A 25,788-nucleotide genomic window follows, 5' to 3' on the forward strand; every position below is an offset into this window, starting at 1 on the left:
ATCCATCAGCTGAATGGCCGCATGAGATGATAGCGCGGGAGTTATCATCCTGTTTGAAGCCCGGACGGCCGTCGGGCTACTGCCAATGGCGTCCGTCGGGCGCCAGTTATCAAGCCACACGTCTACGCGGCTTCGGCGAGGGCGTCTCGCACGATCTTCCAGACCCCGCCGATGCCGTCTGCGGCGATCCTGGTCAGGTACTGGCCCGGAAACTCTGCGCCAAGGTCTCGAAGGTGATCCCACACCACCGGTGCGGCGCTGGCAGGCTCGCATCGATAGCCGTCGGGGGTCACGGCGTACAGCTCGTCTGCGTGGTCTGCCAGTACTTGCTCGAGGATGTCGCGATCCTGTTGGTCGGTCAGGTGTCCACACACGTCGCTCCACCAGAGACTCCTGATGAAGGCGCACCTCTCTTTGTCAGTGCTTTTGCTCTTGAGGCAAGCGACCAGCCAGGACCGCGGCTTGGTGATGCGGTCTCGACCGCTCCGATAGCCCAGGGCGTCGAGCAGGTCGTCCAACTGGCGCTCGCCGAGTGCAACCTGGGCCTCTCGAAGCAGCGCGTCGTCGGCGCCGATCGTCGCGTCCGCCGACGGCGATAGCCCTGCATCAGTAGTCTGATGGTTCACCATGGTGGTCCCGCTGGTGGTTTGCCTGACGCCAGTGTCAGGTCGTGGTGCCAGAACTGTCAGGTCGTTGGAGTCAGAACTGTCAGGTCGCACGGTGTCTCCTGTCATCCCTGACGGGGTGCGCGTCGGTGACGGGCAGTCGGGCATCGATGCGGACCGGACAGCCTTCGCCATGACGCCCTTCCTGCCGGCGGCGCTCGCAGCGTCCCGACGACGATTCACACCGGCCGCGCCGGACGCAGCGGCCCACCTCTCACGTGTCTCCTCGGTCATCGCAAGCTGGTAGACGATGGGCCGCCGGTCGGCGGGGATCTTGGCGGCGAGGCGCTGGTCGCCCTCGCTCAGGTAGCCCTGATCCACGAGGTCGGCGATATGTCGGCGCACCGTGCGATCGGTGCAATTGAGGGCGCTGGCGATCCTAGGAATGCCGGGGTAGGCGTGAGCCGAGCCTTTGTCGGCGTGCTCGGCGAACGTGATCAGCACCAGCTTTCGCGTGCCGGTCAAGCGGGTCTCGTTGATCGCCCACTTGACCGCCGGGATGCTCATCGGCCCGCGGGGGTCGGGTAGATCGCGACGGTAGACGTGCAGGGTGACATGGTGCTCCAGGTTGGTTGAGATCGGTGGGTCGTCGTCGGATTGAGCGCCCGGCCAGGGGCGCCCCATAGGGCCGTGGGCTTGTCATGTGACGCACGGCGTCCGGGTGGCGGACGGTGCGACCGTTGCGGAAGCGCTGGGCCGGGCTCGCTCTGGCGCGGGGCCCGGGACTCCGTGGGGTCCCGGGCCTCACTCGCGTCCGCGGCGAGACCGGTTGGCTAAGCGGCACCTGCGACGGGGCTGTCGAGCGCGTCGTCGTCTGCGTCGGCGCCGACCCACCGGCGCATCTTGAAGGGGCGCCCGTCGTTTCGGGACCTGGAGCCTCTGCAGGGCTCCCACGACTCGGCATCCACCATCGACTTGCCGTCGCCCGTGTGGACCCCCCACATCGAGGAGTACCGGGACGGGTGGATCTGGACGGGTGACTCGTCGTGGCGAGCGCGGACTCGGTTCACCGATACGTATCCGTCGTTGACCTCGGCGTCGGCCCGGCACAGGGCCAGGAAGAGAGCGTGTGCGTCCTGACCGTCAACGTGTGCGCGGTGACCGACAAGAGCAAGAACCTCGGCCATCGGGGCCGGCTCCCACCGAGGGTCCGCCGTCCCACCTGCAGCAGCCGCCATCAGAGCATCGCCCCGACGGTGGGGATCTGCTGGAAGAGCGCGTCAACGTCGTCCAGATCGACCATGATCACACGCGAGCCGAGCCGGTACCCCGGCAGCGAGCCGTCGGCGATCCGACGCCTGAGCGTCTTCGTACAGGTGCCTGCGTACTCGGCGGCGGCCGGCAACTTGGCGCGCCGCGGCCGAGTGCATGTGACGGTTGGGTGCTTCATGGATTGACTCCGATCGCTTGACAGCCACGGTGTTGTGAATGTCGAGCCGGATCAGACCCGCGGGCTGCGGTTACTGTCTTGGCCTAAGGAGTCCGAGGGCGTCCGATGGCGTCCTCAACGGCCTGGTTTAGGGCGCTCGGGTCGGAGTTTCCCCAGGTCAGCGCGGGTCCGGACGTGCCCCAATGTGACTTCCGCCACTTTCAAGGAAACGTGTTACGTTCGGTCACGTGCGGCGGTGGCCGCCCGCTCCGCGCGAGCCGAAAGACGCCGACCGAGGTCACGGTCGCGTTCCAACCGGCTGTGCTGGTAGCGCATCGCCATGGACGGCGTGCTGTGGCCGAGGCGATGCATGAGCTCGGCGAGGCTCGCGCCCTCCTCGCCGGCCATGCTCGCGCCGGTGTGTCTGAGGTCGTGAAGGTCGAGGTCGGGCCTGCCTGCGCGGCGACGCGCCTCTCGCCAACCGAATCCTGCGCGCTCGATCTTGCCGTCGCGGCCGAGGACGGCGGTGCGCCCGTTCAGGGTGGCCTCCGACAGGTGGAGTTCCGGGTCTCGGGCCGAGGGGAAGAGCAGGCCGTCGTCACCCGGGGCGGTGTGCTCCAGCAGGTGCTGTCGGACTGCGGGCAACATGAACGCCGGGATGGACACCGTGCGAATTCCGGCGTCTGTCTTAGGCGCACCGACAACCGCGGCGGTTCGGCGTCCTCGCTCGGCTTCGCCGGTTCTGGCCCGGACAACGCCACGCCCGACCTTGACCCAACCGAACGCCTCGCCGTCGTCGTCACGGCCGAGGACGACGTCGGATCGGCGGAGTTCGCGCAGCTCACCTGAGCGGAGTGCGCACCAGGTAGCCAGCAGCAGCAGCAAGCGTAGGCGCTCGGGCATCGCCTCGACCATCAGCGCCAACTCGTCGAGGGTGGCGGGTTTCAGGTTCCTCCGGCTACTGCGCACCCCGGCACCTCGCAGCTGCGCTGGATTCTTCGCGAGCAGCTCGTCCTCGATGACCGCCGTGTTCAAGATGGTCCGCAGGGTCGTGTACGCGTGCGCCTTCGCTGCGGGCCCAGCGTCGAGGTCGTCGTACCACTCGCGGACGTCGGCCCTCGTGATCTGGTCCAGCGGGACGTCTCCGAACCGTGGGTACACGTGCACGCGCAGGGAGGAGCGGTACTTGTCGCGGGTCAGCGGACGGAGTGGCTGGCCCTGGCTGTTGCGCCTCGCCTCGATCCAGCGATCCGCGTAGGCCTCGAGAGTCGGCAGGCGCCTCGCCTCCGCCGCGCGAAGCTCATCCTCTAGCCGGATCTTTGGCGGCCGCCACGTCTCGGGGTGTTCGACTCGCTGCCGTTCGGCTGCCAACCAGGCCTCGGCGTCGATGCGCGCCGTGAACGTCATCGGCGCGGAGACCGTCTCGCCAGTGGGGCCGGTGTAGCGGGCTTGGTAGCGACCGCTAGCCAAGCCGCGGATGCTGCCGAAGGATCGCTTTCTGGCACGCCGCACCATGCTCGGCTGCTCCTCTCGTGCCATTAGTGTGCCAGTTGGGACGGTCCACCTGTCCGGGAGAGTCCAACAACGAGACTCGTTGGGGGCGTCTATCTGTGCAGGTCAACCACATTATGGTCGCGACCTGTCCAGATGGGTACAGATTCGAGATTTGGCATAACGGATTCTTCAAATCCCTCCGCCACCGCCAGCCATGTGAGTTGATCACGTCGGAACCCCCGTCGAGCGAGTGCTCGGCGGGGGTTGCTTCGTTCGAGGCCCGGAGCGGGACCTCCCCCCGTGCGACAAGTGCGGTGGCTCGGATGAACCAGGTTGATCCCAGCCACCGCACTCCGCCGGCCGTTGGTGACCTTGGCCTCTTGCCCGGTTCCGCGACCGGGTGCGTCGATGGAGTCCTGGGACGGCGGCGCCGTCGCCGCCCTCGACCGCGCAGGACGAGGAGGAGCCATGCACGCCAAGACCTGGTCGGTGGAGATCTTCATCGGGGAGCACGACGGTCAGACCCGGGCGGAGGCCCGGCTCGCCACCGAGCCGTCGGCGACCCGCCTGACCGGCTGGGGGATCGCGCGGCTCAACCCCGCCGACCCCGAGGTACCGGAGATCGGCGCCGAGCTCGCGACCGCGCGGGCGCTCGCCGACCTGGCCCACCAGCTGCTCGAGACCGCGGCCGTCGACATCGGCGCGGTGACCAGCAAGCCGGTGCACCTGGCCCACTGAGGTCCGCGGAGTCGTCCCGGCCGCTCGGCAGCGGCCGGGACGACGCCTGCGCTCTCAGCCCTCGTCGGCCCCGTGGTCGAGGTGCTGGACCTCGGCGTCCGGGCCCGGATAGGTGAGGGACTCGTGGCCGCTGTCGGCCCAGCGGACGACGTACGGCGGCGCGCCGTCGGAACCGCGGACCTCGACGATCTCGCCGTCGCGAAGTGCTTCACCGACGTGGGTGCCGTGGATGACGAGGTGGTCGCCCTTGGTCGCGTGCATGGTGACTCCTTCCCTGGTGCTCCTTGGTGCTCCTTGGCCGCGTCAGCGTGGAGGGAAGGTCGCCCGGTGGTGCGGGCGGCGCCCGGCGCACTGCACGACGGGTCGGTCCTGGCCCGACGGTAGAAGTGTCACCCCGGGGCCGAGCAGAGGCGAGTGGCCCGCGAACCGCGAGACCTTGGCCCCTGACGCTGGCAGTCCCGGTCAGCCCCTGCCAGGCGCGTGCACGAAGTGCTGGATCCAGGAGTCCGGTCCGGGATAGGTAAGCGAGACGTGGCCGTCGTCGGTCCAGCGGACGAGGTACGGCGGCGCCCCCTCGTCGCCGCGGACGGCGATGATCTCCCCGTCGCGCAGCGGCTCGCCGGAGCGGGCGCCCTGGACGAGCAGCCGGTCGCCCTTGATCGCATACATGGTCAGGTCCCCCTCGGGTCAGTCCTCCGCCGACGCTAGGGGCGGCTCGCGGCCGCGGGCAGGGCCGGCCGCCCCCGGTCTTCGAGACCTTTGCCTCTGCCCCCCGGGCGGAATGGCGAGGTGTCATGGGACTACGCGGTGAGAGGAGCCGAACTGGACTCGGGTCGCGGGAACCGGGTGCAAGCCCGGGCACCGGCCCCGACCGTCGCCGTGTCAAACGGCCTAGCTCCTCTCACCGCTTTCCGGTGCGGCCCGACGGATGATCGTCGCGGTCGCGACCCTGGACGTCGGAACCGTTGCGCTCCGCCGGCCGTCCCTTCCCCATGCGTCCCGCACTCGTACTGCTCCTCGCCGCCCTCCTCGGGCTGGCGGTGGCGCCGTACCCGCAGCCGCCGGCGGCCGCGTCCTGCGTGGCGCCGTACCTCCTCGAGGAGGGCCACCTCGTGCTGGACCGGGGCCGGCCGACCGAGGTGGTGGGCGAGGCCTTCGTGGACGGCTGCCGCGACACGATGAGCTGCTCGGGCGTTCCCGGGTGCGAGAGCTGCGAGTACGACGACCCCGAGCCGGTGCCGTACGACGACGTCGCGCTCCGGCTGCGCCAGGGCGGACGCACCTGGCTGCTCGGCAGCGTCGACGCCGACAGCGCCGAGGACGGTCGGGCCGGACGGGTGACCTGGCAGGTCGACCTGCCCCCCGGCGTACGTCCCGGACCCGCCAGGCTGGTCGCCGACCATGCCCGGCCCGTGACGGTGCGGGTCCGCTGAGCCCGTCGTCACCACCGACCGGTGGTGCGGCCGGTGGTGTGGAATGGCCCCCATGGTCTGCTTCGAGTTCGAGGGCAAGCGCCCCACGGTCCATCCCGAGGCGTTCGTCGCGCCGACCGCGACGCTGATCGGCGACGTGACCGTGGAGCGCGGCGCCAGCGTCTGGTACGGCGCGGTCCTGCGCGCCGACATCTGCACGATCGTGGTCCGGGAGGGCGCGAACGTGCAGGACAACTCGGTGCTCCACGCCGCGCCCGGCGAGACGCTGGTCATCGGCCGCGACGCGACGATCGGTCACGGGTGCGTCGTGCACTGCCGCGAGGTCGGCGAGCAGGCGCTGGTCGGCAACGGGTCGACGCTCCTCGACCGCGCGGTCGTCGGTCCGCGGACGCTGGTGGCGGCCGGCTCGGTCGTCACCCCCGGCACCGAGCTGCCGGGCGGGATGGTCGCGGCCGGCGTACCGGCGCGGCCGACCAAGCCGATCGAGGGGACGTCCTCGGAGTTCTGGGTCGAGCAGAACCCGCCGTACTACCGCGAGCTCGCGCAGCGGCACCGCACCGGCGTGGCCCCGGTGGAGGTGGTCGCGGAGGTGGTCGAGGAGGTGGAGCCGTGAGCGTCCGGGTCGAGGTCGAGGGCCCGGTGACGACCGTCGTGATCGACCGGCCCGAGGCGCGCAACGCGGTCGACGGGCCGACGGCGGCGGCGCTGGCCGCGGCGTTCCGGGCCTTCGACGAGGACGGCACGCAGAGTGTGGCGGTCCTTCACGGCGAGGGCGGCACGTTCTGCGCCGGCGCCGACCTCAAGGCGATCGGCACCGACCGCGGCAACCAGGTCACCGAGCCCGTCGACGCCACCGACGGGCCGATGGGCCCCACCCGGATGCGACTGGGCAAGCCGGTGATCGCGGCCATCGAGGGGTACGCCGTCGCCGGCGGGCTGGAGCTGGCGCTGTGGTGCGACCTGCGGGTCGCCGCCGACGACGCGGTGCTCGGCGTCTTCTGCCGCCGCTGGGGCGTGCCCCTGGTCGACGGCGGCACCGTGCGGCTACCGCGGCTGATCGGCACCAGCCGGGCCCTGGACCTGATCCTCACCGGTCGGGCCGTGGCGGCCGAGGAGGCCGAGCGGATCGGCCTGGTCAACCGGGTGGTGCCGGCCGGCCGGGCGCGCGCCGAGGCCGAGGCACTGGCCCGCTCGCTCGCCGTACTCCCTCAGGAGTGCCTGCGGCAGGACCGGCTCTCGGTGCTCGAGCAGGAGGGCCGCACCGAGCCGGAGGCGCTGGCCGGTGAGCTCCGGCACGGCCTGGTCTCCCTGGCGGCCGGAGCCCTCGACGGGGCCGCCCGGTTCGCCGCCGGGGAGGGGCGTCACGGACGCTTCTGAGTGACGCCCGGAGGGAGATCCTCGAGGCAGACCGCGACCAGCTCGGCCGCGCTCTCCTCGTCCTGGTGGACCTGCCAGCCGCGGTCGAAGGACACGAGCAGCAGGTCGCCCGTGCCGGTGCGGATGAGCGCCGAGGCCGGGATCGTTCCGTCGCCGAACCCGCTGGGCGAGCAGTGGTGCCGGTCGATCGCCTCGCGGGCCCGGTCCGTCCTCGCGCCGCTCGAGGGCTCCTGCGGGTCGGCGCCGAGGTCACCCATCCGACTGAGCAGAGCGACGGCGAGCATCACGCCCAACAGTGCGCCGACGAGCAGGCCGCTCACGGCTCGGCTGGTCAGCTGGAGACGGCCGGGGGCTCCTCTCGGGTTCATCCTCTCTCTCCTGCAGGCATGACGGAGGAAGGACCCGCTGGCCCCACTTCCGTGCGGACTCGGCTGATCGGCAACCGTCGGGTCGAGCACCATGCCCGGGCCCCGGGGTCGCGTGGGTCACGCGTCGGGGAGCGGATCACTGGTCAGGAGCATCCCGGGGGTGCTCGGGCGCCGGGTCGAGACAGACCGCAACGAGCTGCGCGGCCCCGTGCCGGGTGTAGACGGCCCAGCCCTCGTCGAACGAGACGTGCCGCAGCCGGCCGGCGCCGGTGCGGATGACGGCGGAGGCCGGCGTCTCCTCCTCGAACCCGGTCGTCGAGCAGTCGTGCTTCGCGAGGACCCGGGCGACCGGGGTGCTCGCGTCGGCGGCCGCGCCGATGCGGTGATCGGCGTACTCCGGGCCCGGCGGAGCCGGTGACGTGAACAGCCCGGCGACGAGGACCGAGGCGACCGCGGTCACCTTGACGATGGTGAGCCCGACCCGTGCGGGGCGCGGGATTCCATGCTGCACGGGTCCTCCTCATGGGCTGCGACGGGCACGGGCATGACGGATCAGGGCAGGTCTCATCGACGTGCCGTCCCCTCGGCCGGCGTACGTCCCCACCTGGAACATCCAACGAGCGGAGCCCCTGGGAGGTGACGGCCCGAATGGGTGAGGATGGTCGGCATGCCGCAGCCCAACTCGTGGTTCGCCACGCCCGCCGACGTCGCCACCCGCCTGGCGGCCGCCGGCTACCTCGCCGACCCGGCGACCGCCACGACCGCCTACCTCGCCGGCGCGCTCGAGAAGCCGCTGCTGGTCGAGGGGCCTGCGGGGGTCGGGAAGACCGAGCTCGCCAAGGCCGTCGCCCGGGTGACCGGCGCGGAGCTGGTGCGACTGCAGTGCTACGAGGGCCTGGACGAGGCGCGGGCGCTCTACGAGTGGAACTACAAGAAGCAGCTGCTGTCCATCCAGGCGGCGGCCGCGATCTCGTCCGCCACCGCATCCCCCACCTCGGCCAAGGACCTCCTGGACCACGAGATCTTCAGCGAGGAGTTCCTGCTGACCCGGCCGCTGCTGACGGCGATCCGTCGCGAGCAGCCGACCGTGCTGCTGATCGACGAGGTCGACAAGACCGACGTCGAGGTGGAGGGGCTGCTCCTCGAGGTGCTCTCGGACTTCCAGGTCACGATCCCCGAGCTGGGCACGGTGCGCGCCGTACGACGCCCGTTCGTCGTGCTGACCTCCAACGCCACCCGGGAGCTGTCCGAGGCGGTCAAGCGCCGCTGCCTCTACCTGCACCTCGACTATCCCGACGCGGAGCGGGAGCGGGAGATCGTCACCTCGCAGGTCCCCGACCTCGACGGGCGGATCGCGGCCCAGCTGGTCGCCACGATCGGCCGGCTGCGCGACCTGGATCTCAAGAAGGCGCCGTCGATCGCGGAGTCCGTCGACTGGGCCCGCACCCTGGTCGCCCTCGAGATCGGCGACCTGGACGACAAGGCCGTCGACGACACCCTGGGCGTCGTGCTCAAGCACGCCTCCGACCAGGAGCGTGCCGTCAAGGAGCTGCGGCTCCGGAAGTGAGTGCCCGCCGATGAGCCTGGTCGACCGCCACATCGCGTTCCTGGAGTCCCTGCGGGGCGCCGGGATGTCGGTCTCGCTCGCCGAGGACCTCGACGCCCTGCGCGCCCTGGGCGCCCTGGACTGGGACGACCGCGCGACGGTGCGGGCCGGGTACGCCGCCACGCTGGTCAAGAAGCAGTCCCAGCGGCCGACCTTCGACGCGCTGTTCGACGTCTACTTCCCGCGGATGGTCGGTGCCGGCGTCGGCACGGGCGACGTGCAGGACGAGGACGAGGAGTCCGGCGGCGTCCGCGACAACGCCGAGGCGCTGGCCCGGTTCCGCGACCGGCTCGCCGAGGCGCTGGCCGGCGGCGACCGGCAGGCGATGGTGGCGCTGGCCGCCGAGATGGTCGCCCGCTTCGGTGCGATGCCGGGCCGGGGACCGGGGCTGTCGTCGTGGTCGGCCTACACCGCGCTCCAGCGCGTCGCGCCGGGCGAGCTGGTCGACCGCCTGGTGCAGGCGCTGCTGGGGCAGGGTCGGCTCGAGGACGAGGCCCGCCGCGAGGCGGGGCGCCGGCTGGGGTCGTTGACGAGCCTGGTCGAGGGCGACGCTCGTCGCCGGATCGCCGAGGAGAAGGGTCCCGAGCACGTCGCGAACGTCACGGTCCGGCCGACCATCGACCGGCTCGACTTCACGGCGGCTCGCAAGGCGGACCTCGAGGAGATGCGGCGCGAGATCTACCCGCTGGCCCGGCGTCTCGCGACCCGGCTCACCCAGGAGCACCACGCCCGGCGGCGCGGTCCGCTCGACTTCCGGCGCACCATCCGCGCGGCCGTGTCGACCGGCGGGGTGCCCCTGACCACCCACCACCGGCCCAAGCGCCCGCACCGCACCGAGCTCGTCGTGCTCTGCGACGTGAGCGGCTCGGTGGCGAACTTCGCCCGGTTCACCCTGCTCCTGGTCCACGCCCTGCAGGACCAGTTCGGGTCGGTCCGCGCGTTCACGTTCATCGACCACGTCCACGAGGTGACCTCGCACTTCAAGCCGGGCGCCGACCCGGGCGAGGTGATGGCGGGCCTCGCCGCGAGCACCGCGCACGCCGCGCTGTGGGGCCGCACCAACTACGGCCGGGCGTTCACGAAGTTCGAGGAGCAGCACGCCGACGCGCTCGGCCCCAGGTCCGCGCTGCTGATCCTCGGCGACGCGCGCTCCAACTACAGCGACCTGCACCTGGACGTGCTGAAGCGGCTGGCCGGCTCGGCGCGGCACGCCTGGTGGCTGAACCCCGAGCACCGCCGGCACTGGGACACCGGCGACTCCGCCGCGACCAGGTACGGCGAGGTCGTGCCGATGGTGGAGTGCCGGAACCTCGCCCAGCTCGGCGAGTTCGTGCACGACATCCTCTGACCACGTGCCTCGGGGCTAGGGCCGCCGCACGATCTGGAAGATGTGGCTCTCGACGCTGGCGCCCGGCCCGCCGGCGGCGCCGAGGAAGCCCTGGGCGTGCAGGCTCGCGAGCTGCTCCTGCACGGACGGGTCGGCGGAGCCGTCCACGGCCGCGGCACCCGCGAGGTAGTGGCCGTAGCCATGCGCGTCGACGATGCCCGTGGGGTCGTCCTCGAAGGTGACCGTGACCTGCTCGACCGAGTCCGGGTTGGGTGCGCCGTCGAGCGCGGGCACGACGTCGCCGTAGTGCTCGAGCGACAGCACGTGGCTGCCGGCCGGGAACCCGTCGACCTGCGCGGTCGGCGCGCCGGCCGTGACCACGTTCGTCACGTTGAAGTCGCTGCCGTGGCCGAGGATCGCGGCCGCCTCCATCCCGCCCAGCGAGTGCCCGACGAGCAGCACCGGGTCGTGCGGGCCGATGCCGGCCTGCGCCATCGCCTGCAGGATCCCCTGCTGGTAGACGGTCTGGTGCCCGGCGTCGGAGAGCAGGTCGGTCCCGGCGTCGCGCACGTCGCCGTCCTGGGTCCACGGCAGGGTCGCGATGTCGTCGGTGCCGGGCAGGTAGACGATGTGGCGCACCCCGTCGGTGCCGGCGTCCAGCGTCTGGACCTCGATGGTGCCGTTCAGCGGGGAGTCCGGGTCGGGCGAGAGACCGGCCACCGTCGCGAGGTGGGAGACCAGCCCCTCGACGTCGGTCGGCTGCCCCTGGTCGGTGCCCACCTCGGGGTGCAGCTCCGCCACCCCGGCCTGGCCCTCGGGTCCGTAGAGCAGCGCGAGCAGCCCGGCGCCAGCCGCGGTGTCGGGGACGACGAGCGGTACGCCGAGCGGGCCGCCCGGAGCCAGTGGCGTGCTGCCGTCCCAGAGACCCTCGAGGAGGCCGCCGCCTCCGTTGACCGCGTGCTGCACCACGCCCGGGTGGTCGACCACCCAGTCCTCGAGCCCGCCCTCGAGCTCCTGTCGGACAACGGGCGGGACCAGGGGCGCGGTCGCGGCGAGGACCGGCACCAGCACCGGCGCCGTCGCGCCCAGGGTGAAGCCGACGGACCGGCCCACCGCCCGGTCGAGTTCGTCGACCGCGGCACCGACCAGGGCGTCGGTCGACTCGAAGGCCGTCACGACGGCGCGCACCGCCAGCGCGTCGGCCTCCCAGCCGAGGGACTCGACCAGGACCCCGTCCGGGCCGGTGGTCGCGGCGAGCACGGCGGCCTCGGCCTCGGCGAACGTCAGCGGCGCGAGGACCGCGGACTCGGCGAGGTCGGGGTTCGCCATCGTCTGGGCGCCGAGCGCGGCCCAGCCGCGCAGCCGGCTGCCGGCGTCGTCGTACGCGTCGGCCAGGGCGCGGACGGCGGCGTACGTCGCGGCCAGGCCCGCTGATCCGCCGGTGACCGAGGTGATGTCGGCGCTCATCAGCCCAGTCCCGGCAGGTCGACGCCCAGCCACTCGCGGCTGCCGGGCGGTGGTGGGACGAACCGGTGCAGCACCCCGTCCAGCGCGTCGGGGACCAGCCGGTCCTTCAGCCCGGAGAGCAGCCCGCGCACCTTCCGCTCGATCGCGGCGATCAGGTCCTTGACCCGATCCACCTCCCGGGCGTGCCGGTCGAGGGCGTCCGCGGCGTCCTCGTGCAGGGCGGCGGTGCGCGCGAGGGCGGCGGCGCGGTCGCGCGCATGGCTGCGCATCGCCCGGGCGGCCAGGCCCTCCCACGGCACCTGCTCGGCCCGCGCGACCAGTCGCGCGGCCTCGGTCCGGATCTCGTCCGCGCGCTCGCGCAGCCGGGCGGCGAGTGCCCGGATGGTGTCGGTGTCCCCGTACATCTGGTCCCCCTCGGTGTGCTCCCTCGGTGTGCTCCGTGGTCGGGAGGAGGCTTGCCGGGACGCGGGTGTGGAGAAACCTCAGCGGTCGAGCACTGTGGAGAGACGTTCGAGGGCGAGCTCGATGTCGGCCCCGGGGCCGGCGAAGCTGAGCCGGACGAAGCGCGGCCCGTCGACGGTGTCGAAGTCGATGCCGGGGGCGAGGGCGACGCCGGTGCGCGCGAGCAGCTCGCGGGCGAAGCGCATGGTGTCGTCGGTGAGGTGGCCGACGTCGGCGTACACGTAGAACGCGCCGTCGGCGGGCGCGAGCTCGGTGATGCCGAGCCGGGGCAGGCCGTCGAGCAGCACCCGGCGGTTCTCGGCGTACCGGGCGACGTGGCCGTCGAGCTCGGCGTACGACGCCTCGTCGAACGCGGCCAGGCAGGCCCGCTGCGCGATCACCGGCGGGCAGATCGTGAAGTTGCCGGTGAGCACGTCGACGGCGCGGCGCAGCCGGTCGGGCGCGAGCATCCAGCCGATCCGCCAGCCGGTCATCGAGAAGTACTTGGAGAAGCTCGAGAACACCACCGCCTCGCGGCTGGTCTCCCAGGCGCTGCGGGCCAGCGGCTCCGCGCCGGCGAGCGGGGCGTACTCGATGCCGTGGTAGATCTCGTCGCTGATCAGCTGGATGCCGCGCTCCTCGCAGTACGCCGCGAGCGCGGCCAGCTCGCTCGGGAGCAGCATCGTGCCGGTCGGGTTGGCCGGGCTCGCGACGACCAGGCCCCGGATGTCGGTCAGGGCGTCGAGCTGATCGACCGTTGGCTGGAAGCGGGTCTCGGGGCCGGTCGGGATCTCGACCACCTCGCACCCGAGCGCGGTCAGCACGTTGCGGTAGCAGGGGTAGCCGGGCCGCGCCATCGCCACCCGGTCGCCGACCTCGAACGCCGCGAGGAACGCCAGTAGGAAGCCGCCGCTGCTCCCCGTGGTGACCACGACCTGGTCGGGGTCGACGTCGATGCCGTGCATCCGCCGGTGGTGGCCCGCGATCGCCTCGCGCAGCTCGCGGATCCCGGCCGCCGGCGTGTAGCCCAGCGGGTCACCGGAGTCGAGCAGCCGCTTGGCCTCCTCGCGCACCGGCGCCGGCGCGCCCGTCATCGGCTGGCCGGCCAGCAGGTTGAGCACGTCGCCGTGGGTGCGCTGCCGCTCCGCCGACGCCGCCAGCAGGTCCATCACGTGGAACGGCGGCACGTTGGCTCTCGAGGCGACCTGGAACCTGCTCACGGCGTCGACCCTACGGTGAGCGCCGAGGCTGCGGGGTCCGGCTGTCAGCAGCCGAACCCCGCAGCCGCCCGCCCGGCGCGGCGGCCGAAGAACGACCCCTCGCCGAGCTGGGTGCCCGAGCAGTAGCCCTTGCCGTCCTGGGCGAGGTTGGAGGCGCAGGCGCCGGCGGCGTACAGCCCGGGGATGACCGTGCCGTCGGGCCGCTGGGCCTCGCCGTCCACGCTGACGCGGAGCCCGCCGAGGGTGAAGCCGGCGTACATCGCGTGGCCCAGCCGCAGGTCGAAGACCGCCCACGGACCGGTGCCCTGCGGCGCCAGCCACTCCGGCGCCTTGTGGAAGTCGACGTCCTCGCCGGCCTCGGCCAGCTCGTTGTAGCGCTCCAGGGTCTTGGCGACCGACCCGGCCGGCAGCTCCAGCGCGTCCTCGAGGTCGGAGATCGTCTCGAAGCCGTCGATGAGCGGCACCAGCGGGAACCTCGGGTACTCGACGTGCTCGCTGTCGACGATGAGGTACGCCGTGGAGTCGGGCTGCTCCATCACGAACTGCGAGGTGCGCGAGTGGTAGGAGTCCTCGGCGCAGAACCGCTCGCCGAGCCTGTTCACGAGGAAGCCGGTGATCAGCGCGGACGGCGGGTAGAACGGCGCGGTGATGAACGGCTCGTCCATGTGCTTGAGCTCCGCGCCGACCGACGCGCCGAGCCGGATGCCGAGGCCGTCGTCGTACGTCGACCCCAGCGTGAACGGCTTCTCCGCCAGCCGGGGGGTGTGCTCGGCGACCATGTCCGGGTTCATCACGAAGCCACCGGCGGCGATGACGACCCCACCGGCGGCGACGTACCCGGTCTCGGCGAACGACCTCCAGGCCAGCCCGCGGACGGTGCCGGACTCGTCGGCGACCAGGTTGGTCGCACCGGTCTCGTAGCGCACCTCGACGCCGGCCTCCTCGACCCGCTCGCGCAGCAGGTCCATCACCATCCTGGTGCCCTCGGTGTCCCCGGGCACCGGCACCTTGTGGCCGCGGGGTGCGGGCCGTGCCTGCTCCGGATAGGGCCAGACCTTCTCGTTGCCGGTGTACATCAGCCCCTCGGTGCCAGGCTGGATCACGGCCTTCTCGGGGTAGTAGCTGCGCTCGAACTCGAAGCCCAGCGCCTCCAGCCAGTCGAAGTGCTCGACGGAGTCCTCGCAGTAGGCGCGGATCTTGTCGTGCTCGGGCTCCTTGGAGACCGCGACGAGGTACTTGTACATCTCCTCGGGGGAGTCCTCGTGCCCCGTCGCGCGCTGCACGGCGGTCCCGCCACCGAGGTAGAAGTGGCCCCCGGACATGCTCGAGGTGCCGCCGTGCACCGCCGCCCGTTCCAGTAGCAGCACCCGGGCCCCCGCGCGGGCCGCCTCGAGCGCGCCGCAGCCGCCGGCGATCCCGAACCCCACGACGACGACGTCGTACGACGGCGCGCCGGCCAGCACGTCGGCCGGGAGGACGGCGGGGATCTCGGTGCCTCTGCTCATGGGAAGAATCTAGAACAAGTTCCAGTTTCGTGCGATCCTGTCCGTCGTGCTGACCCTGATCGACGCGGACGGCGAGGAGCACGAGCTCCCGGGCGGCCTCGACGACGAGGCGGGCCTGGTGGAGGCCCTGGGCTGGGAGGTCAAGCCGGAGGGGCTGTGCCGGGACCGGACCTGCGTGCCGCTGCGGGGCCGCCCCGCGGTCGACGCACTGGTCGACGCGCTGGGCCTCGTCGTCGCGCGCGACCGTGAGGTGATCGCGCTCGCACCCTCGGCGGCGACGCGCGGTCGGCAGCTGGCCGGCGGCATCGCGCCGCCGCTGACCCTGCGCGGCGTGGACGGCGCCGAGCTGTCCTTCGACGCCCACTCCGGCCACAAGCGGGTGCTGGTGGTCTGGGCGTCGTGGTGCGGCTGCCGCCACGAGCTCGGCGGGTGGCAGCGGCTCCAGGACGAGCTGGCCGACGCCGGGCTCCGGCTCTTCTCGGTCGCACTGGACGCGGACCCCGAGGACGCGCGGCCCTGGATCGAGGCCGCGGCACCGACGTACCCGGTCGCGGTCGACACCGCGCACGTCACCGCCGAGCGGTACGGCATCACGAACGTCCCCTCGGTCGTGTGGGTCGACGAGCAGGACCGGATCGTCAAGCCGCCGACCATCGCGCCCGGCGACGACCAGTTCGTCGAGTTCACCCGGATCGAGAGCGCCCGCCACCACGACCTGCTGCGCGCCTGGGTGCGGGACGGCACGCTGCCCGAGAGCGCCGGGGTCGCCCCGGTCGTGCGCACCGACGCCGAGCAGCTCGCCCTCGCCCACCGCCGGATCGCCGCCCACCACCAGCGCAGGGGGCGCACGGAGGCGGCGAAGGCGCAGCTCGCGCTCGCCCAGGAGCTGGCGCCCTGGGACTGGACGGTGCGCCGCGGCGGGATCGCGATGACCGGCGGCGACCCCTTCCTCGGCGGGGAGTTCACCTCGTTCTGGGAGGAGTGGGACGCCGCCGGACGACCCGGCTACACGCCCACCGGCTGACGCGCGCGGCGCGCTGCGGGCCGTCGCACCGATAGACTGCGACCCCGCCCCGCGACGAGGCCGAGGTGATCCGCTCCGTGTCGTTCGACGTCCACGATCTCGACACGTTCATCCTCGTGGGCTCTGCGGTCACGCTGCTGGCGATCCTGGCGGTCCGGGTCTCCACCGGCGCCGGCCTGCCGAGCCTGCTGATCTACCTGCTCATGGGCGTCGCGCTCGGCGAGTCGGGCGTCGGCATCCAGTTCGAGAACTACGAGGTCGCGCACGCGGTCGGCTTCGCCGCGCTGGCGATGATCCTCGCCGAGGGCGGCCTGACCACGAGCTGGTCCGAGATGCGTGGCTGCATCCGGCTCGGCGTCTCGCTGGCCACGCTCGGCGTGGCGGTGTCGGTCACGGTGGTCGCCATCGGCGGGCACTACCTGCTCGGCATGCCGTGGGGGCTGGCGGTCCTGCTCGGCGCGGTCACCTCGCCGACCGACGCGGCCGCGGTGTTCTCCGTGCTCCGCGTGGTGCCCCTGCCCAAGCGGCTGACCGGGACCCTCGAGGCCGAGTCCGGCCTCAACGACGCCCCGACCGTCGTCCTGGTCACGCTGATCTCGAGCGGGGCGGTCGAGGACAACGGCGTACCCGCCATGGTCGGCATCGTCGCCTACGAGCTCGCGATCGGCGTCGCCCTCGGCCTGGCCGCCGGGTACGGCGGCGCCTGGCTGATGCGCCGGGTGGCGCTGCCCTCCTCGGGCCTCTACCCGCTCGCGGTGCTGACGCTGGCCTTCCTGGGATACGGCGCCGCCACGTTCGTGCACGGATCCGGCTTCGCCGCGGTCTACGTCGCGGCCCTGGTGCTCGGCAACTCCGACCTCTCGCACCGGGCGGCGACCCGCTCCTTCGCCGAGGGGCTCGCCTGGCTGTCCCAGATCGGCCTGTTCGTCACGCTCGGACTGCTGCTCTCCCCGGGACGGATCAGCCTCTCGACCGTGGGGCTGGCCATCGTCGCGGGCCTGATCCTCACCTTCGCCGCCCGGCCGCTGTCGGTGCTGGTCAGCGCGGTGGTCCAACCGCTGCCGTGGCGTGAGCTCTCGTTCGTGTCCTGGGCCGGACTGCGCGGCGCGGTGCCGATCGTGCTCACGACCATCCCGCTGGCCGAGGGCGTCGACCACGCGGATCGCCTCTTCGACCTGGTCTTCGTCATGGTCGTCCTCTTCACGGTCCTGACCGGCCCGACCCTGCCGCTCGTGGCCCGGATCCTGCGGGTCGCCCGGCGCTCGGAGCCGCGGGGGCTCGAGGTCGAAGCCGCGCCGTTGGAGCGGATCGCGGCCGACCTGCTGCAGGTCTCGATCGCCCCGAGCTCGCGGATGCACGGCGTCGAGGTCGGCGAGCTCCGGCTGCCGCGCGGCGCCTCGGTATCGATGGTGATCCGGGACGGCAACACGCTGGTGCCCGAGCGGCGTACCGTCCTGCGGCACGGCGACGACCTCCTGGTCGTCACGCCGCGCAAGCTGCGCTGGCAGACCGAGGAGCGGCTGCGCCAGGTCAGCGAGCGCGGCCGGCTGGCCCAGTGGCTGGTCGAGAGGCCGGCCCGCAAGCAGCCGGACCGACCGCTCGGCCCCTAGAACCTGGCCTGGCTAGCCCACCGGCGGGCTGCAGATGGTGGCGTCGTCCTGGGCCGCCACCGAGCGGCGCCCGTCGACCAGGTCCCGGAAGCCGTCGCCGACCACGACCGCGACGCCGACCCCTGGTCCGTCGCGCCGTTCGATCTCGACGTCCGGGCCGAGCCGGCTCGCCACCAGCCGGACGGCGGGGTTCTGCGGCTCCAGCGTCCAGATCTGCACGACGTCGACCCGGGCGCTCACGTTGCCGCTGTTGCCCTCCGCGAACCCGTCGTCGGTGAGCAGCTGCATGGTGCGTCCGGCCAGTCCCTCACGGATGCCGGCGTTGTAGACGCTGACGGTGACATCTTGGGCGAACACCTTGGTGCCGGCCTCGACGGTCCGGTCCACGCAGATCGGGGTGTCGACCTTCGCCGGGAGCGGGTCGGTGGCCGCGGACCAGCCCCAGAGGGCGGCCGCCACGAGGAGCAGGCCGAGCACCGAGATCGTGATCGCCGACCGAGCCCCCTCGCGCATCAGTCCTCCAGGCTGTGGACCCGGGCGTGCAGGACGTTGCGCTGCTGGAGCGCGGCGCGCAACGCGCGGTGCAGGCCGTCCTCGAGGTAGAACTCGCCCCGCCACTCGACCACGTGCGCGAACAGGTCGCCGTAGAACGTGGAGTCCTCGTCGAGGAGGGCCGCGAGCTGGAGGGTGTCCTTGGTCGTGACGAGCTGGTCGAGGCGGACCTGCCGGGGTGGCACCGCGGCCCAGGCACGCGACGAGAGCCCGTGGTCGGGGTACGGCCGCCCGTCGCCGACGCGCTTGAAGATCACGTCGCGACTATAACGAGGGGCTCCGCGGCCCCGACCGCGCTCGCCGTCGGTACGCACCCGGGTCAGGCCGACCAGCGCACCGCGTCGTCGAAGTAGTCGGCCAGGGCGTGGACGCCGCGCAGGTCACCGCGCTCCGCCATCAGGCTGGTGAGCCGCTCGGCGTGCCGCAGCCGCAGCCGGGTGCGCTGGTCGCCGACCCGGTCCAGGTCCCCGCCGTGGCGACCGCCGTGGTGACCGCCGGGCGGGCTGGGACGGTCCATGTCCCGCTGGTCCCGCTGGTCCCGGTCGTCCCGGTCGTCCATGTCGGCCTCCGTCGATCGTCGGGCCGCTCGAGGCGCGAGCGGCTTCGGCATCCAGCGTGCCGAAGTCCGATGCCGGGGAGGTTGACTCCGCGTTAACCCCTGGTCAACGGACGACTTACCAAGGATCCGAAACTGGAATACGTTCTAGTTTCGTGGATGACATCGACCGGATCTGCCAGCTCAAGTACCGCTACCTGCGCACCCTGGACACCAAGCGCTGGGACGAGTTCGCGGACTGCTTCCTGCCTGAGGCCACCGGCGACTACAACGGCCTGGTCTTCGCGGACCGCGCGGCCCTGGTCGCCTACATGCGCGAGAACCTCGGGGAGGGGCTGCTCACCCTGCACCAGGCCCACCACCCCGAGATCGCCGTCGAGGGCGACACCGCGACCGGCCGGTGGTACCTCCAGGACAAGGTGATCGTCCCGGCCTTCAAGTTCATGCTCGAGGGCGCCGCGTTCTACGAGGACCGCTACGCCCGGACCCCGGACGGCTGGCGGGTCGCCCACACCGGCTACCGCCGTACCTTCGAGATGACCTACGACCTCGCCGACCTGCCCGGCCTGAGGATCAACGGCCCCGGCGAGCACACCCACGTGTGAGGGAGGCGGGTTTCATCGGCCGGCCGATGAAACCCGACCCTGGACGACAAAGCTTCATCGTCCAGGCACGAGTTCTGTCGGCCGGCCGATGAACCTCGCAACGGCGCGGCGGACCGAGGTCACAGGCTCGGCTCGCACCACGCCAGCTGGACGACCTCGGCGCCGCGGTCGCGGGTGACCAGCCGGCCCCGGCCCGGCGGTGCTGGCTGCGGCTTGTGGCTGCCGAGGAGGGGGCCCTCGTCGGGGCTTCCGGAGAGCAGCAGGCCCGGCATCGCGAGGTCGCGCAGCGACTGGATCACCGGCTCGTAGAGCGCGCGCGACGCGCCGCCGGAGCGCCGGGCCGCGACCAGGTGCAGGCCGACGTCACGGGCCTGCGGCAGCAGCGGCAGCAGCGCCTGCACCGGCGAGTTCTGCTGGGTGGCGACCAGGTCGTAGTCGTCGACGAGCACGAACACCTCCGCGCCGCTCCACCAGGACCGGTTGCGGAGCTGGTCGGGGGTGACGTCGGGGCCGGGGAGGCGCGACTCCAGGTACGACGCGAGGTCCCGGATCGCCGGCTGCGCCAGGGTGGCGGAGGTGAGGTAGTTGAGGAGGTACTCCTCGGGCACCTCGCCGAGCAGCGAGCGCCGGTAGTCGACGACGACCAGCTGCGCCTGCTCGGGCGTGCGGGTGCGCATCACCTCGCGGGCGTAGCCGCGCAGGAGCGCGCTCTTGCCGGACCGGCCGTCCCCGAACACGAGCAGGTGCGGCTCGGCGTCCGCGTCCAGCGCCACCGGGCCGAGGTCGGCCTCGTTGACGCCGATCAGGAGGCGCCGGTCGTCGGCGCCGGGCCGGGCGAGGGCCCGAACGTCGTCCAGGCCGATCATCTCGGGCAGCAGTCGCAGCTTGGGCCCGGACGGGCCCGTCCAGGCGGCGGCGACCCGCTTGATCAGGTCGCCGACCCCGTCGCCGAGCGACTCGACGTCGGCCGAGCCGTCGATGCGCGGCAATGCGGCGAGGAAGTGGAGGCGGCTGGTCGTCAACCCCCGGCCGGGCCGCCCGGTGGGCACGAGCGTCGCGGTCCTGCGGTCGATCTCGGAGTCCATCGGGTCGCCCAGGCGCAGCTCGAGGCGGGTGCCGAACAGGTCTCGCACGGCCGTCCGGAAGTCGGCCCACCGGGCGGCGCCGACCAGCAGGTGCAGCCCGAAGGTGAGGCCGCGGGTCGCGAGCTGCTGGAGCTCGAGCTCGAGGTCGTCGAAGTCGGCGCGCAGCGTGCCCCAGCCGTCGACGACGAGGAAGACGTCGCCGTACCCGTCGTCCACGCGGCCGGCGGCGCGGCGCGAGCGGTAGGTCTCGATGGAGTCGATCCCGTGGGCGCGGAAGTGGGCCTCGCGCCGGTCGACGACGCCGCGCACCTCCGCGACGATGCGGCGGACCACGTCCGACTCCGAGCGGGTGGCGACGCCCGCGACGTGCGGCAGGTCCACGAACGGCGAGAACGTCCCGCCGCCGAAGTCGAGCACGTAGAACTGCGACTCCTGCGGGGTCGTGGTGAGCGAGATGCTCGCGACCAGCGTCCGCAACAGCGTGCTCTTGCCGCTGCGCGGCCCGCCGACGACCGCCGCGTGGCCGCCCGCACCGCCCAGGTCGACGGTCAACGTGTCGCGCCGCTGCTCGCGGGGCCGGTCGGCCGTGCCGAGCGGGACGACCAGCCCGCCCAGCCGGCGCCAGTGCGGGGAGACGACGCCGAGCCGGGGGTCCTCGGTGAGATCCGGCATCAGGTCGTCGAGCGTGTCGGGGACGTCCAGCGGCGGCAGCCAGACCGGGTGGGCCGCCGGGCCGTGCCCGGCCATCCGACGTACGGCGAGGTCGAGCAGCGACTCCTGGTCGCCGGGCTGCTCGACGACCACGGGCTCCGGCTCCGGCTCGGCCACGTCGAGGGCCAGCACCTCGGCGATCGTGAAGGGCAGGATCCCCTGCACGCGACCGCCCTCGTCCCGGCGTACCCGCGCCCGGCCCGCCGGCGGGCCGGACACGTAGGCCGCCTTGAACCGCAGCATCGTGGCCTGGTCGGGCTTGAGGTAGCCGAGCCCCGGGTCGGCCGGCAGCTCGTAGGCATCGGGGACGCCGAGGACGGTGCGGGACTCGGCGGCGCTGAATGTGCGCAGCCCGATCCGGTAGGACAGGTGCGACTCGAGTCCGCGCAGCCGGCCCTCCTCGAGGCGCTGCGACGCGAGCAGCAGGTGCAGGCCCAGGGAGCGGCCGAGCCGGCCGATCGCGACGAACAGGTCGATGAACTCCGGCTTGGCAGACAGCATCTCGGAGAACTCGTCGACGACGATGAACAGCGACGGCAGCGGGTCCAGGTTCTCGCCGCCGGCCCGGGCCCGCTCGTAGTCGCGGACCGAGGCGTAGTTGCCGGTCTCCCGGAGCAGCTCCTGGCGGCGCACCATCTCGCCGGACAGCGCGTCCTGCATGCGGTCGACGAGGGTCAGCTCCTGGGCGAGGTTGGTGATCACCGCCGAGACGTGCGGCAGCTCGGACATCCCCGCGAACGTCGCGCCGCCCTTGAAGTCGACGAGCACCATGTTGAGCTGCTCGGGGGAGTGCGTGAGCGCGAGGCCGAGCACCAGCGTGCGCAGGAACTCCGACTTGCCGGAGCCGGTGGCGCCGATCACCAGGCCGTGCGGGCCCATGCCCTGCTGGGCCGACTCCTTGATGTCCAGGTGCACGACCGAGCCGCCCTCGCCGAGCCCGATGGGCACCCGCAGCCGGTCGCGGGCCGGGCGCGAACGCCAGGCCGTCGCCGGGTCGAGGGTGTGCACGTCGCCCAGCGCGAGCAGCTCGAGATAGTCCGCCGCGCCGGCGATCTCGCCGGCGCCCAGCTCGGCGCCGCCGGCGGCGATCGTGTGCAGCGGCGTCAGCCGGCGGGCCAGCGCCTCCGCGGTCGCGACGCTGCACTGGTCGGCCCGGGCCCGGATCGGCTCCTCCCGCAGCCGCAGCGCGAGCACCGGGTGCCGGCCGTCGGCCGCCGGCTCCGCGGTGAGCTGGATCCGCAGCCGGGTGGCGTCCTCGAGCTCGTCCCACCGGGCCGGCAGGTCCAGCAGCGTGACACCGTGCAGGCCATCCGGAGGTACGACGTGGTTGCCGGGCGGTAGCTCGCCGCCGTCGATGACGAGCAGCAGGTGCGGCGTCGCCGCGCGCTCGTCGGCGCCGAAGCGCGGTCGCTCGCTCAGGTCGGGCGGGAGCAGCGCTGCCAGGTCGGAGGGCGAGGTCGACACCATCCGCATCGGACCGACGGCGTCGGTGAGCCGGCCGCTCTGGGCGTGCGGCAGCCACTTGAGCCAGTCCCAGTGCGCCAGGTGCCGCTCGGAGGTCAGCACCGCGACGGCCAGATGGTCGGGGGAGTGGAAGGCGGTGGCGGAGCAGATCAGGGACCGGGCCAGCGAGCGGGCCGGCTCCTCCGGGCCGCACACCTCGATCCGGTCGAAGGCGCGCAGGTCGATCGAGGCGGGCAGGTCGGGCTGCAGCCGGTGCACGACCAGCAGCCGGTGCAGCGCCGACGCCGCGGCGGGGTCGACCTGGTCGATCGGCGTGCTCTCCGGCGGGACCAGCTCGAGGGACAGCGGCTGGGCGCACACGCCGTACCGCACGTGGAGGAAGGTCGGGTCCGAGGTCGCGTGCTCCCAGACCCGGGACCGCTCGCCGGCGAGCGCGGGCAGCGCCGAGGGGTCGGGGTGCTGCCAGGTCAGGGCCCGGCGCTGCTGGTCGGCGGCCTCGCGGGCGACCTCGCGGATGCCGGAGAGGTAGCGCAGGTACGCCGTGCGCGAGCCGGTCACCTGCCGAGTGCGCTGGGTGCGCTGCCGGTCCACCTGCACCCCGACGAACCCGATCGTCGCGCACAGGAACATGCCGGCGGCGATGAGGCCGCGACCGCCGTTGGTGCCGCTCATGCTGACGACCAGCACGATGGAGCCCACGCTCCCGAGCATCGGGATCGCGTTCATCAGCACGCCGCTCGCGCCCTCGCTCGGGTCGAGCCGAGGGGCAGCCTCGAGCACGATGCGGCCGGTCGGCAGCTCCGGTCGCTCGGGGCGCGGATGCGGCGGCGTCGTACCCAGCGTCGTGTCCAGAGGCTTGCGCAGCGTCGTGCTCACGGGGAGGACCTACCCGACCGGCGCGCGCCCGACGCGTCCCTGGCCCGGCCTGTGGACGAGGTGCCTGCGGGGGTTCTCCACAGCCCGTGTGGGAGGCCGTTTCGGTCGCGACGGCCTCGGGCAGACGACCCGTGTCCGGCTCGGGCCGACACCGAGCGGATCGCCCGACCGCATCAGCGATTCTCGAGCGGCGACGTGCCGCCGGGGGAAGGAGTTGGCGACATGTCACACGCACCGGAGATGGGACAGGGCGAGGGGACACTCAGCCGTGCCGCCGGCCTCGTGGCCGAGGCCAGGGGAGACTTCGACGTCCTGAGCAAGAGCCTGGAGCGACAGATCCTCGCCCAGCAGAGCGCCTGGGTCGGGTCCGGCGGTGCGGCGTTCTTCGCGCTGCACCTGGCCTGGACCGAGAAGCAGCGCGTGATCACCAGCGCCCTCCACGAGTTCGAGGGGTCCCTGGCCTCGACCGAGCGGGACTTCACGCGCACCGACGAGACCCAGTCGTCGACCTACCACCGCGTCGCCGGCCGCCTCGGCTGAGACCACCGCACCCCACGACAACCCCACGACATCCCCCACGACATCCCCCACGACATCAGGAGTGAAGGACATGGCTCTCGACGGACTTCGCGTCAACCACGCCGGCCTCGACACGGTCGCCGACGACCTCGGCCAGGCCGTCAGGCGGATCGACGACCGGCTCAACCGGCTCGAGTCGGAGCTCGCGCCACTGCGCAGCGACTGGACCGGCAACGCTCAGCAGGCCTACACGACCGCCAAGGCCACCTGGGACCGCGCCATGCAGGAGATGAAGGGCTTGCTGCAGGAGACCAGCAGCACCGTGGCCCGGTCGAACGCCGAGTACCGCGCCGCCGACCGGCGTGGCGCGGCGTCGTTCGAGATCTGAGCGGGCCGCACCGATGAGCCCGGTGGCGTCCAGGAGTCCGGTGCCGGTGGGCAGGCGCGACCTACTGCGGGTGAGCGTCGCGTCGGCGACCCGTCGGGTGGACCTCCTGCTGCCGGGCTCCGTCCCGGTCGCCGAGCTCGTCCCCGAGCTGGCCCGCAGCGTCGGCCTGCTCGACCCGGCGACCGTCTACGCCGGCTACCGCCTGGTGACGGTCGAGGGGCGCGAGCTCGCCACCGACGCCGGCCTGATCATCCAAGGCGTCGAGGACGGCGGTGTGCTCACCGTCGCGGCCGGCGTCGACGACGAGCCGCCGCGCGCCTACGACGACGTCGTCGAGGCGATGGCCGACGTGGTCGAGCACGACCTCAAGCCCTGGGAGCCGGCATCGGGACGCCGTACCGCCCTGGTCGCGGCCGGGCTGCTGATGGCCCTCGGCGCGGTGGCGCTGCTGATCCAGCGCGGCTCGCTGCTCGCCGCCGTCGCGGCCGCCGTCGTCGCGGTCGCGCTGACCGCCGGTGCCGTCGTGCTCTCCCGGGCGCGACGGGAGACCGAGGCCGCGGTCGCCGTCGCCTGGATGGCGACGGGGTACGCCGCGGTCGCGGGGTTGACGCTGGTGACCGACGACGACCCGTTCTTCGGGCTGCCCGTCGCCGCCGCGGGTGGCGCCGTCCTGCTCATCGGCCTGGCCTGCCTGGTCGGGCTCGGCGAGGGCCGTGCGCTGGCGATCCCGCCGGTCGTCGTCGGCGCGATCCTCCTCGCCACCGGACTGGTGACGCGGGTCGCGGAGCTCGAGCCGGCGGTCGTGCCGACGATCACGCTGGTCCTCGTCGTCATCGCCGGGAGCGTGCTGCCCTGGCTGGCCCTCGCCGTCACGGGCACGCCGGTCGACCAGATGTACACGGTCGCGGACATCACCGCCGAGCCGCGGCCGGTCGACCCGGCCCGGGTCGCCGCGGATGCCCGCGCGGCCCACGGGATCCTGGTCGCCGTCTCGGCGACGGTGGGCCTGCTCCTCGTCGTGGTCGCGCCGCTGGCGGTGTCGCTCGGGGTGGCCGGGACGGTCCTCGCTGCGCTGTGCTCCCTGGTCGTGATGCTGCGGACCCGCCAGTACCGCACCGGCTCCGAGGTCCTGGTCGGACTGGTCTCCGGCGTCGCCGGGCTGGTGGCGGTGGCGGTCTCGATGCTGTGGCTGCACCCGACCTGGCGCCCGACCGCCGCGGTCGTGCTCGCCGCGACCGGGGCGGCGCTCCTCGCGCTCACGATGCTGCCCGCGACGCCGTCGGTCCGCCGCGGCCGGCTCGGCGACCTCGCCGAGACCGTCACCCTGCTGGCCCTCCTGCCGCTGCTCGTCGTGGCCGCCGGCCTGTTCGACGCCATCCGGTCCTGAG

27 protein-coding genes are annotated in these 25,788 nt (G+C 72.8%); 12 read left to right on the forward strand and 15 right to left on the reverse strand.

The features are described from left to right. Positions 1-122: 122 nt before the first annotated feature. The 3 genes from QMC84_RS11665 to QMC84_RS11675 all read right to left on the reverse strand — a co-directional run bounded on the left by QMC84_RS11665 (position 123) and on the right by QMC84_RS11675 (position 3,549). On the reverse strand, positions 123-1,172 hold the full coding sequence (locus QMC84_RS11665; protein ID WP_300374964.1) for a helix-turn-helix domain-containing protein: 1,050 nt from the start codon (positions 1,170-1,172) through the stop codon (positions 123-125). A 670-nt stretch (positions 1,173-1,842) separates the two neighbouring features. Then, the gene (locus QMC84_RS11670) at positions 1,843-2,055 is read right to left on the reverse strand and encodes a helix-turn-helix domain-containing protein (protein ID WP_300374965.1); all 213 of its coding nucleotides are present in this window, start codon (positions 2,053-2,055) and stop codon (positions 1,843-1,845) included. Between the two features lie 213 nt (positions 2,056-2,268). Next, positions 2,269-3,549 (reverse strand): site-specific integrase, encoded by a 1,281-nt coding sequence (locus QMC84_RS11675; RefSeq protein ID WP_300374966.1) that lies wholly within the window; start codon positions 3,547-3,549, stop codon positions 2,269-2,271. 447 nt (positions 3,550-3,996) lie between these two features. On the opposite strand from QMC84_RS11675, the gene QMC84_RS11680 reads away from it, so the two are divergent. Next, the gene (locus tag QMC84_RS11680; protein WP_300374967.1) at positions 3,997-4,266 is read left to right on the forward strand and encodes a DUF1876 domain-containing protein; all 270 of its coding nucleotides are present in this window, start codon (positions 3,997-3,999) and stop codon (positions 4,264-4,266) included. A gap of 54 nt (positions 4,267-4,320) precedes the next feature. Here the strand turns inward: QMC84_RS11680 and QMC84_RS11685 are convergent, their stop codons facing one another. After that, complete coding sequence (locus QMC84_RS11685; RefSeq protein ID WP_300374968.1) at positions 4,321-4,527, reverse strand: DUF1918 domain-containing protein; 207 nt, start codon at positions 4,525-4,527, stop codon at positions 4,321-4,323. A gap of 201 nt (positions 4,528-4,728) precedes the next feature. Further along, positions 4,729-4,935 (reverse strand): DUF1918 domain-containing protein, encoded by a 207-nt coding sequence (locus tag QMC84_RS11690; protein WP_300374969.1) that lies wholly within the window; start codon positions 4,933-4,935, stop codon positions 4,729-4,731. 323 nt (positions 4,936-5,258) lie between these two features. On the opposite strand from QMC84_RS11690, the gene QMC84_RS11695 reads away from it, so the two are divergent. Genes QMC84_RS11695 through QMC84_RS11705 form a run of 3 tightly spaced genes read left to right on the forward strand, consistent with a single transcriptional unit; the run spans position 5,259 to position 7,076 of the window. Further along, the gene (locus QMC84_RS11695; RefSeq protein ID WP_300374970.1) at positions 5,259-5,699 is read left to right on the forward strand and encodes a hypothetical protein; all 441 of its coding nucleotides are present in this window, start codon (positions 5,259-5,261) and stop codon (positions 5,697-5,699) included. 52 nt (positions 5,700-5,751) lie between these two features. Further along, positions 5,752-6,312, forward strand: coding sequence for a gamma carbonic anhydrase family protein (locus QMC84_RS11700; protein WP_300374971.1), 561 nt, complete (start codon positions 5,752-5,754; stop codon positions 6,310-6,312). After that, complete coding sequence (locus tag QMC84_RS11705; protein ID WP_300374972.1) at positions 6,309-7,076, forward strand: crotonase/enoyl-CoA hydratase family protein; 768 nt, start codon at positions 6,309-6,311, stop codon at positions 7,074-7,076. Before QMC84_RS11700 ends, QMC84_RS11705 begins: the two co-directional genes overlap by 4 nt. Here QMC84_RS11705 and QMC84_RS11710 read toward each other — a convergent pair. Together QMC84_RS11710 and QMC84_RS11715 are read right to left on the reverse strand one after the other, a co-directional pair. Then, entirely contained in the window at positions 7,061-7,444 is a 384-nt protein-coding gene (locus QMC84_RS11710) for a hypothetical protein (protein ID WP_300374973.1), read from the reverse strand. The genes QMC84_RS11705 and QMC84_RS11710 overlap by 16 nt on opposite strands. Positions 7,445-7,580: 136 nt before the next feature. Beyond that, positions 7,581-7,955 carry a hypothetical protein gene (locus QMC84_RS11715; protein WP_300374974.1) on the reverse strand — a complete coding sequence of 125 codons (375 nt, stop codon included), beginning with the start codon at positions 7,953-7,955 and terminating at the stop codon, positions 7,581-7,583. 156 nt (positions 7,956-8,111) lie between these two features. Here QMC84_RS11715 and QMC84_RS11720 point away from each other — a divergent pair, with 156 nt between their 5' ends. After that, the gene (locus tag QMC84_RS11720; protein ID WP_300374975.1) at positions 8,112-9,011 is read left to right on the forward strand and encodes a MoxR family ATPase; all 900 of its coding nucleotides are present in this window, start codon (positions 8,112-8,114) and stop codon (positions 9,009-9,011) included. 10 nt (positions 9,012-9,021) lie between these two features. Next, the gene (locus QMC84_RS11725; RefSeq protein WP_300374976.1) at positions 9,022-10,398 is read left to right on the forward strand and encodes a VWA domain-containing protein; all 1,377 of its coding nucleotides are present in this window, start codon (positions 9,022-9,024) and stop codon (positions 10,396-10,398) included. Between the two features lie 15 nt (positions 10,399-10,413). Here the strand turns inward: QMC84_RS11725 and QMC84_RS11730 are convergent, their stop codons facing one another. The 4 genes from QMC84_RS11730 to QMC84_RS11745 form a co-directional block, all read right to left on the reverse strand. After that, on the reverse strand, positions 10,414-11,844 hold the full coding sequence (locus QMC84_RS11730; protein ID WP_300374977.1) for a hypothetical protein: 1,431 nt from the start codon (positions 11,842-11,844) through the stop codon (positions 10,414-10,416). Continuing rightward, positions 11,844-12,248 (reverse strand): hypothetical protein, encoded by a 405-nt coding sequence (locus QMC84_RS11735; RefSeq protein ID WP_300374978.1) that lies wholly within the window; start codon positions 12,246-12,248, stop codon positions 11,844-11,846. The genes QMC84_RS11730 and QMC84_RS11735 overlap by 1 nt, the downstream gene beginning before the upstream one ends. Before the next feature lie 78 nt (positions 12,249-12,326). Further along, positions 12,327-13,505 carry a pyridoxal phosphate-dependent aminotransferase gene (locus QMC84_RS11740; RefSeq protein ID WP_300374979.1) on the reverse strand — a complete coding sequence of 393 codons (1,179 nt, stop codon included), beginning with the start codon at positions 13,503-13,505 and terminating at the stop codon, positions 12,327-12,329. Between the two features lie 44 nt (positions 13,506-13,549). Further along, positions 13,550-15,010, reverse strand: coding sequence for an FAD-binding protein (locus tag QMC84_RS11745; RefSeq protein ID WP_300374980.1), 1,461 nt, complete (start codon positions 15,008-15,010; stop codon positions 13,550-13,552). A 46-nt stretch (positions 15,011-15,056) separates the two neighbouring features. On the opposite strand from QMC84_RS11745, the gene QMC84_RS11750 reads away from it, so the two are divergent. Further along, on the forward strand, positions 15,057-16,034 hold the full coding sequence (locus QMC84_RS11750) for a TlpA disulfide reductase family protein (RefSeq protein WP_300374981.1): 978 nt from the start codon (positions 15,057-15,059) through the stop codon (positions 16,032-16,034). 65 nt (positions 16,035-16,099) lie between these two features. Then, positions 16,100-17,644, forward strand: coding sequence for a potassium/proton antiporter (locus QMC84_RS11755; RefSeq protein WP_300374982.1), 1,545 nt, complete (start codon positions 16,100-16,102; stop codon positions 17,642-17,644). Positions 17,645-17,656: 12 nt separating this feature from the next. Here QMC84_RS11755 and QMC84_RS11760 read toward each other — a convergent pair whose 3' ends face one another. The 3 genes from QMC84_RS11760 to QMC84_RS11770 form a co-directional block, all read right to left on the reverse strand. Then, positions 17,657-18,157, reverse strand: a complete 501-nt coding sequence (locus QMC84_RS11760; protein ID WP_300374983.1) for a LytR C-terminal domain-containing protein — start codon at positions 18,155-18,157, stop codon at positions 17,657-17,659. Continuing rightward, the gene (locus QMC84_RS11765; protein ID WP_300374984.1) at positions 18,157-18,453 is read right to left on the reverse strand and encodes a type II toxin-antitoxin system VapB family antitoxin; all 297 of its coding nucleotides are present in this window, start codon (positions 18,451-18,453) and stop codon (positions 18,157-18,159) included. Before QMC84_RS11765 ends, QMC84_RS11760 begins: the two co-directional genes overlap by 1 nt. 62 nt (positions 18,454-18,515) lie before the next feature. Next, a complete protein-coding gene (locus QMC84_RS11770; RefSeq protein WP_300374985.1) occupies positions 18,516-18,755 on the reverse strand; it encodes a hypothetical protein in 240 nt (79 codons plus the stop codon). A gap of 152 nt (positions 18,756-18,907) precedes the next feature. Between QMC84_RS11770 and QMC84_RS11775 the strand changes: the two genes are divergently transcribed. After that, positions 18,908-19,357, forward strand: coding sequence for a nuclear transport factor 2 family protein (locus QMC84_RS11775; protein ID WP_300374986.1), 450 nt, complete (start codon positions 18,908-18,910; stop codon positions 19,355-19,357). Between the two features lie 119 nt (positions 19,358-19,476). Here the strand turns inward: QMC84_RS11775 and eccCa are convergent, their stop codons facing one another. Continuing rightward, complete coding sequence (eccCa, locus tag QMC84_RS11780; protein ID WP_300374987.1) at positions 19,477-23,493, reverse strand: type VII secretion protein EccCa; 4,017 nt, start codon at positions 23,491-23,493, stop codon at positions 19,477-19,479. Positions 23,494-23,715: 222 nt separating this feature from the next. On the opposite strand from eccCa, the gene QMC84_RS11785 reads away from it, so the two are divergent. From QMC84_RS11785 to eccD, 3 genes are all read left to right on the forward strand, one after another. Continuing rightward, entirely contained in the window at positions 23,716-24,033 is a 318-nt protein-coding gene (locus QMC84_RS11785; RefSeq protein ID WP_300374988.1) for a WXG100 family type VII secretion target, read from the forward strand. Positions 24,034-24,103: 70 nt separating this feature from the next. Beyond that, positions 24,104-24,400 carry a WXG100 family type VII secretion target gene (locus QMC84_RS11790; protein ID WP_300374989.1) on the forward strand — a complete coding sequence of 99 codons (297 nt, stop codon included), beginning with the start codon at positions 24,104-24,106 and terminating at the stop codon, positions 24,398-24,400. Positions 24,401-24,470: 70 nt separating this feature from the next. Next, positions 24,471-25,787 carry a type VII secretion integral membrane protein EccD gene (eccD, locus tag QMC84_RS11795; RefSeq protein WP_300374990.1) on the forward strand — a complete coding sequence of 439 codons (1,317 nt, stop codon included), beginning with the start codon at positions 24,471-24,473 and terminating at the stop codon, positions 25,785-25,787. Position 25,788: the final 1 nt, after the last annotated feature.

It is taken from the genome of Nocardioides sp., from assembly GCF_030019515.1.
Taxonomy (GTDB): domain Bacteria; phylum Actinomycetota; class Actinomycetes; order Propionibacteriales; family Nocardioidaceae; genus Nocardioides.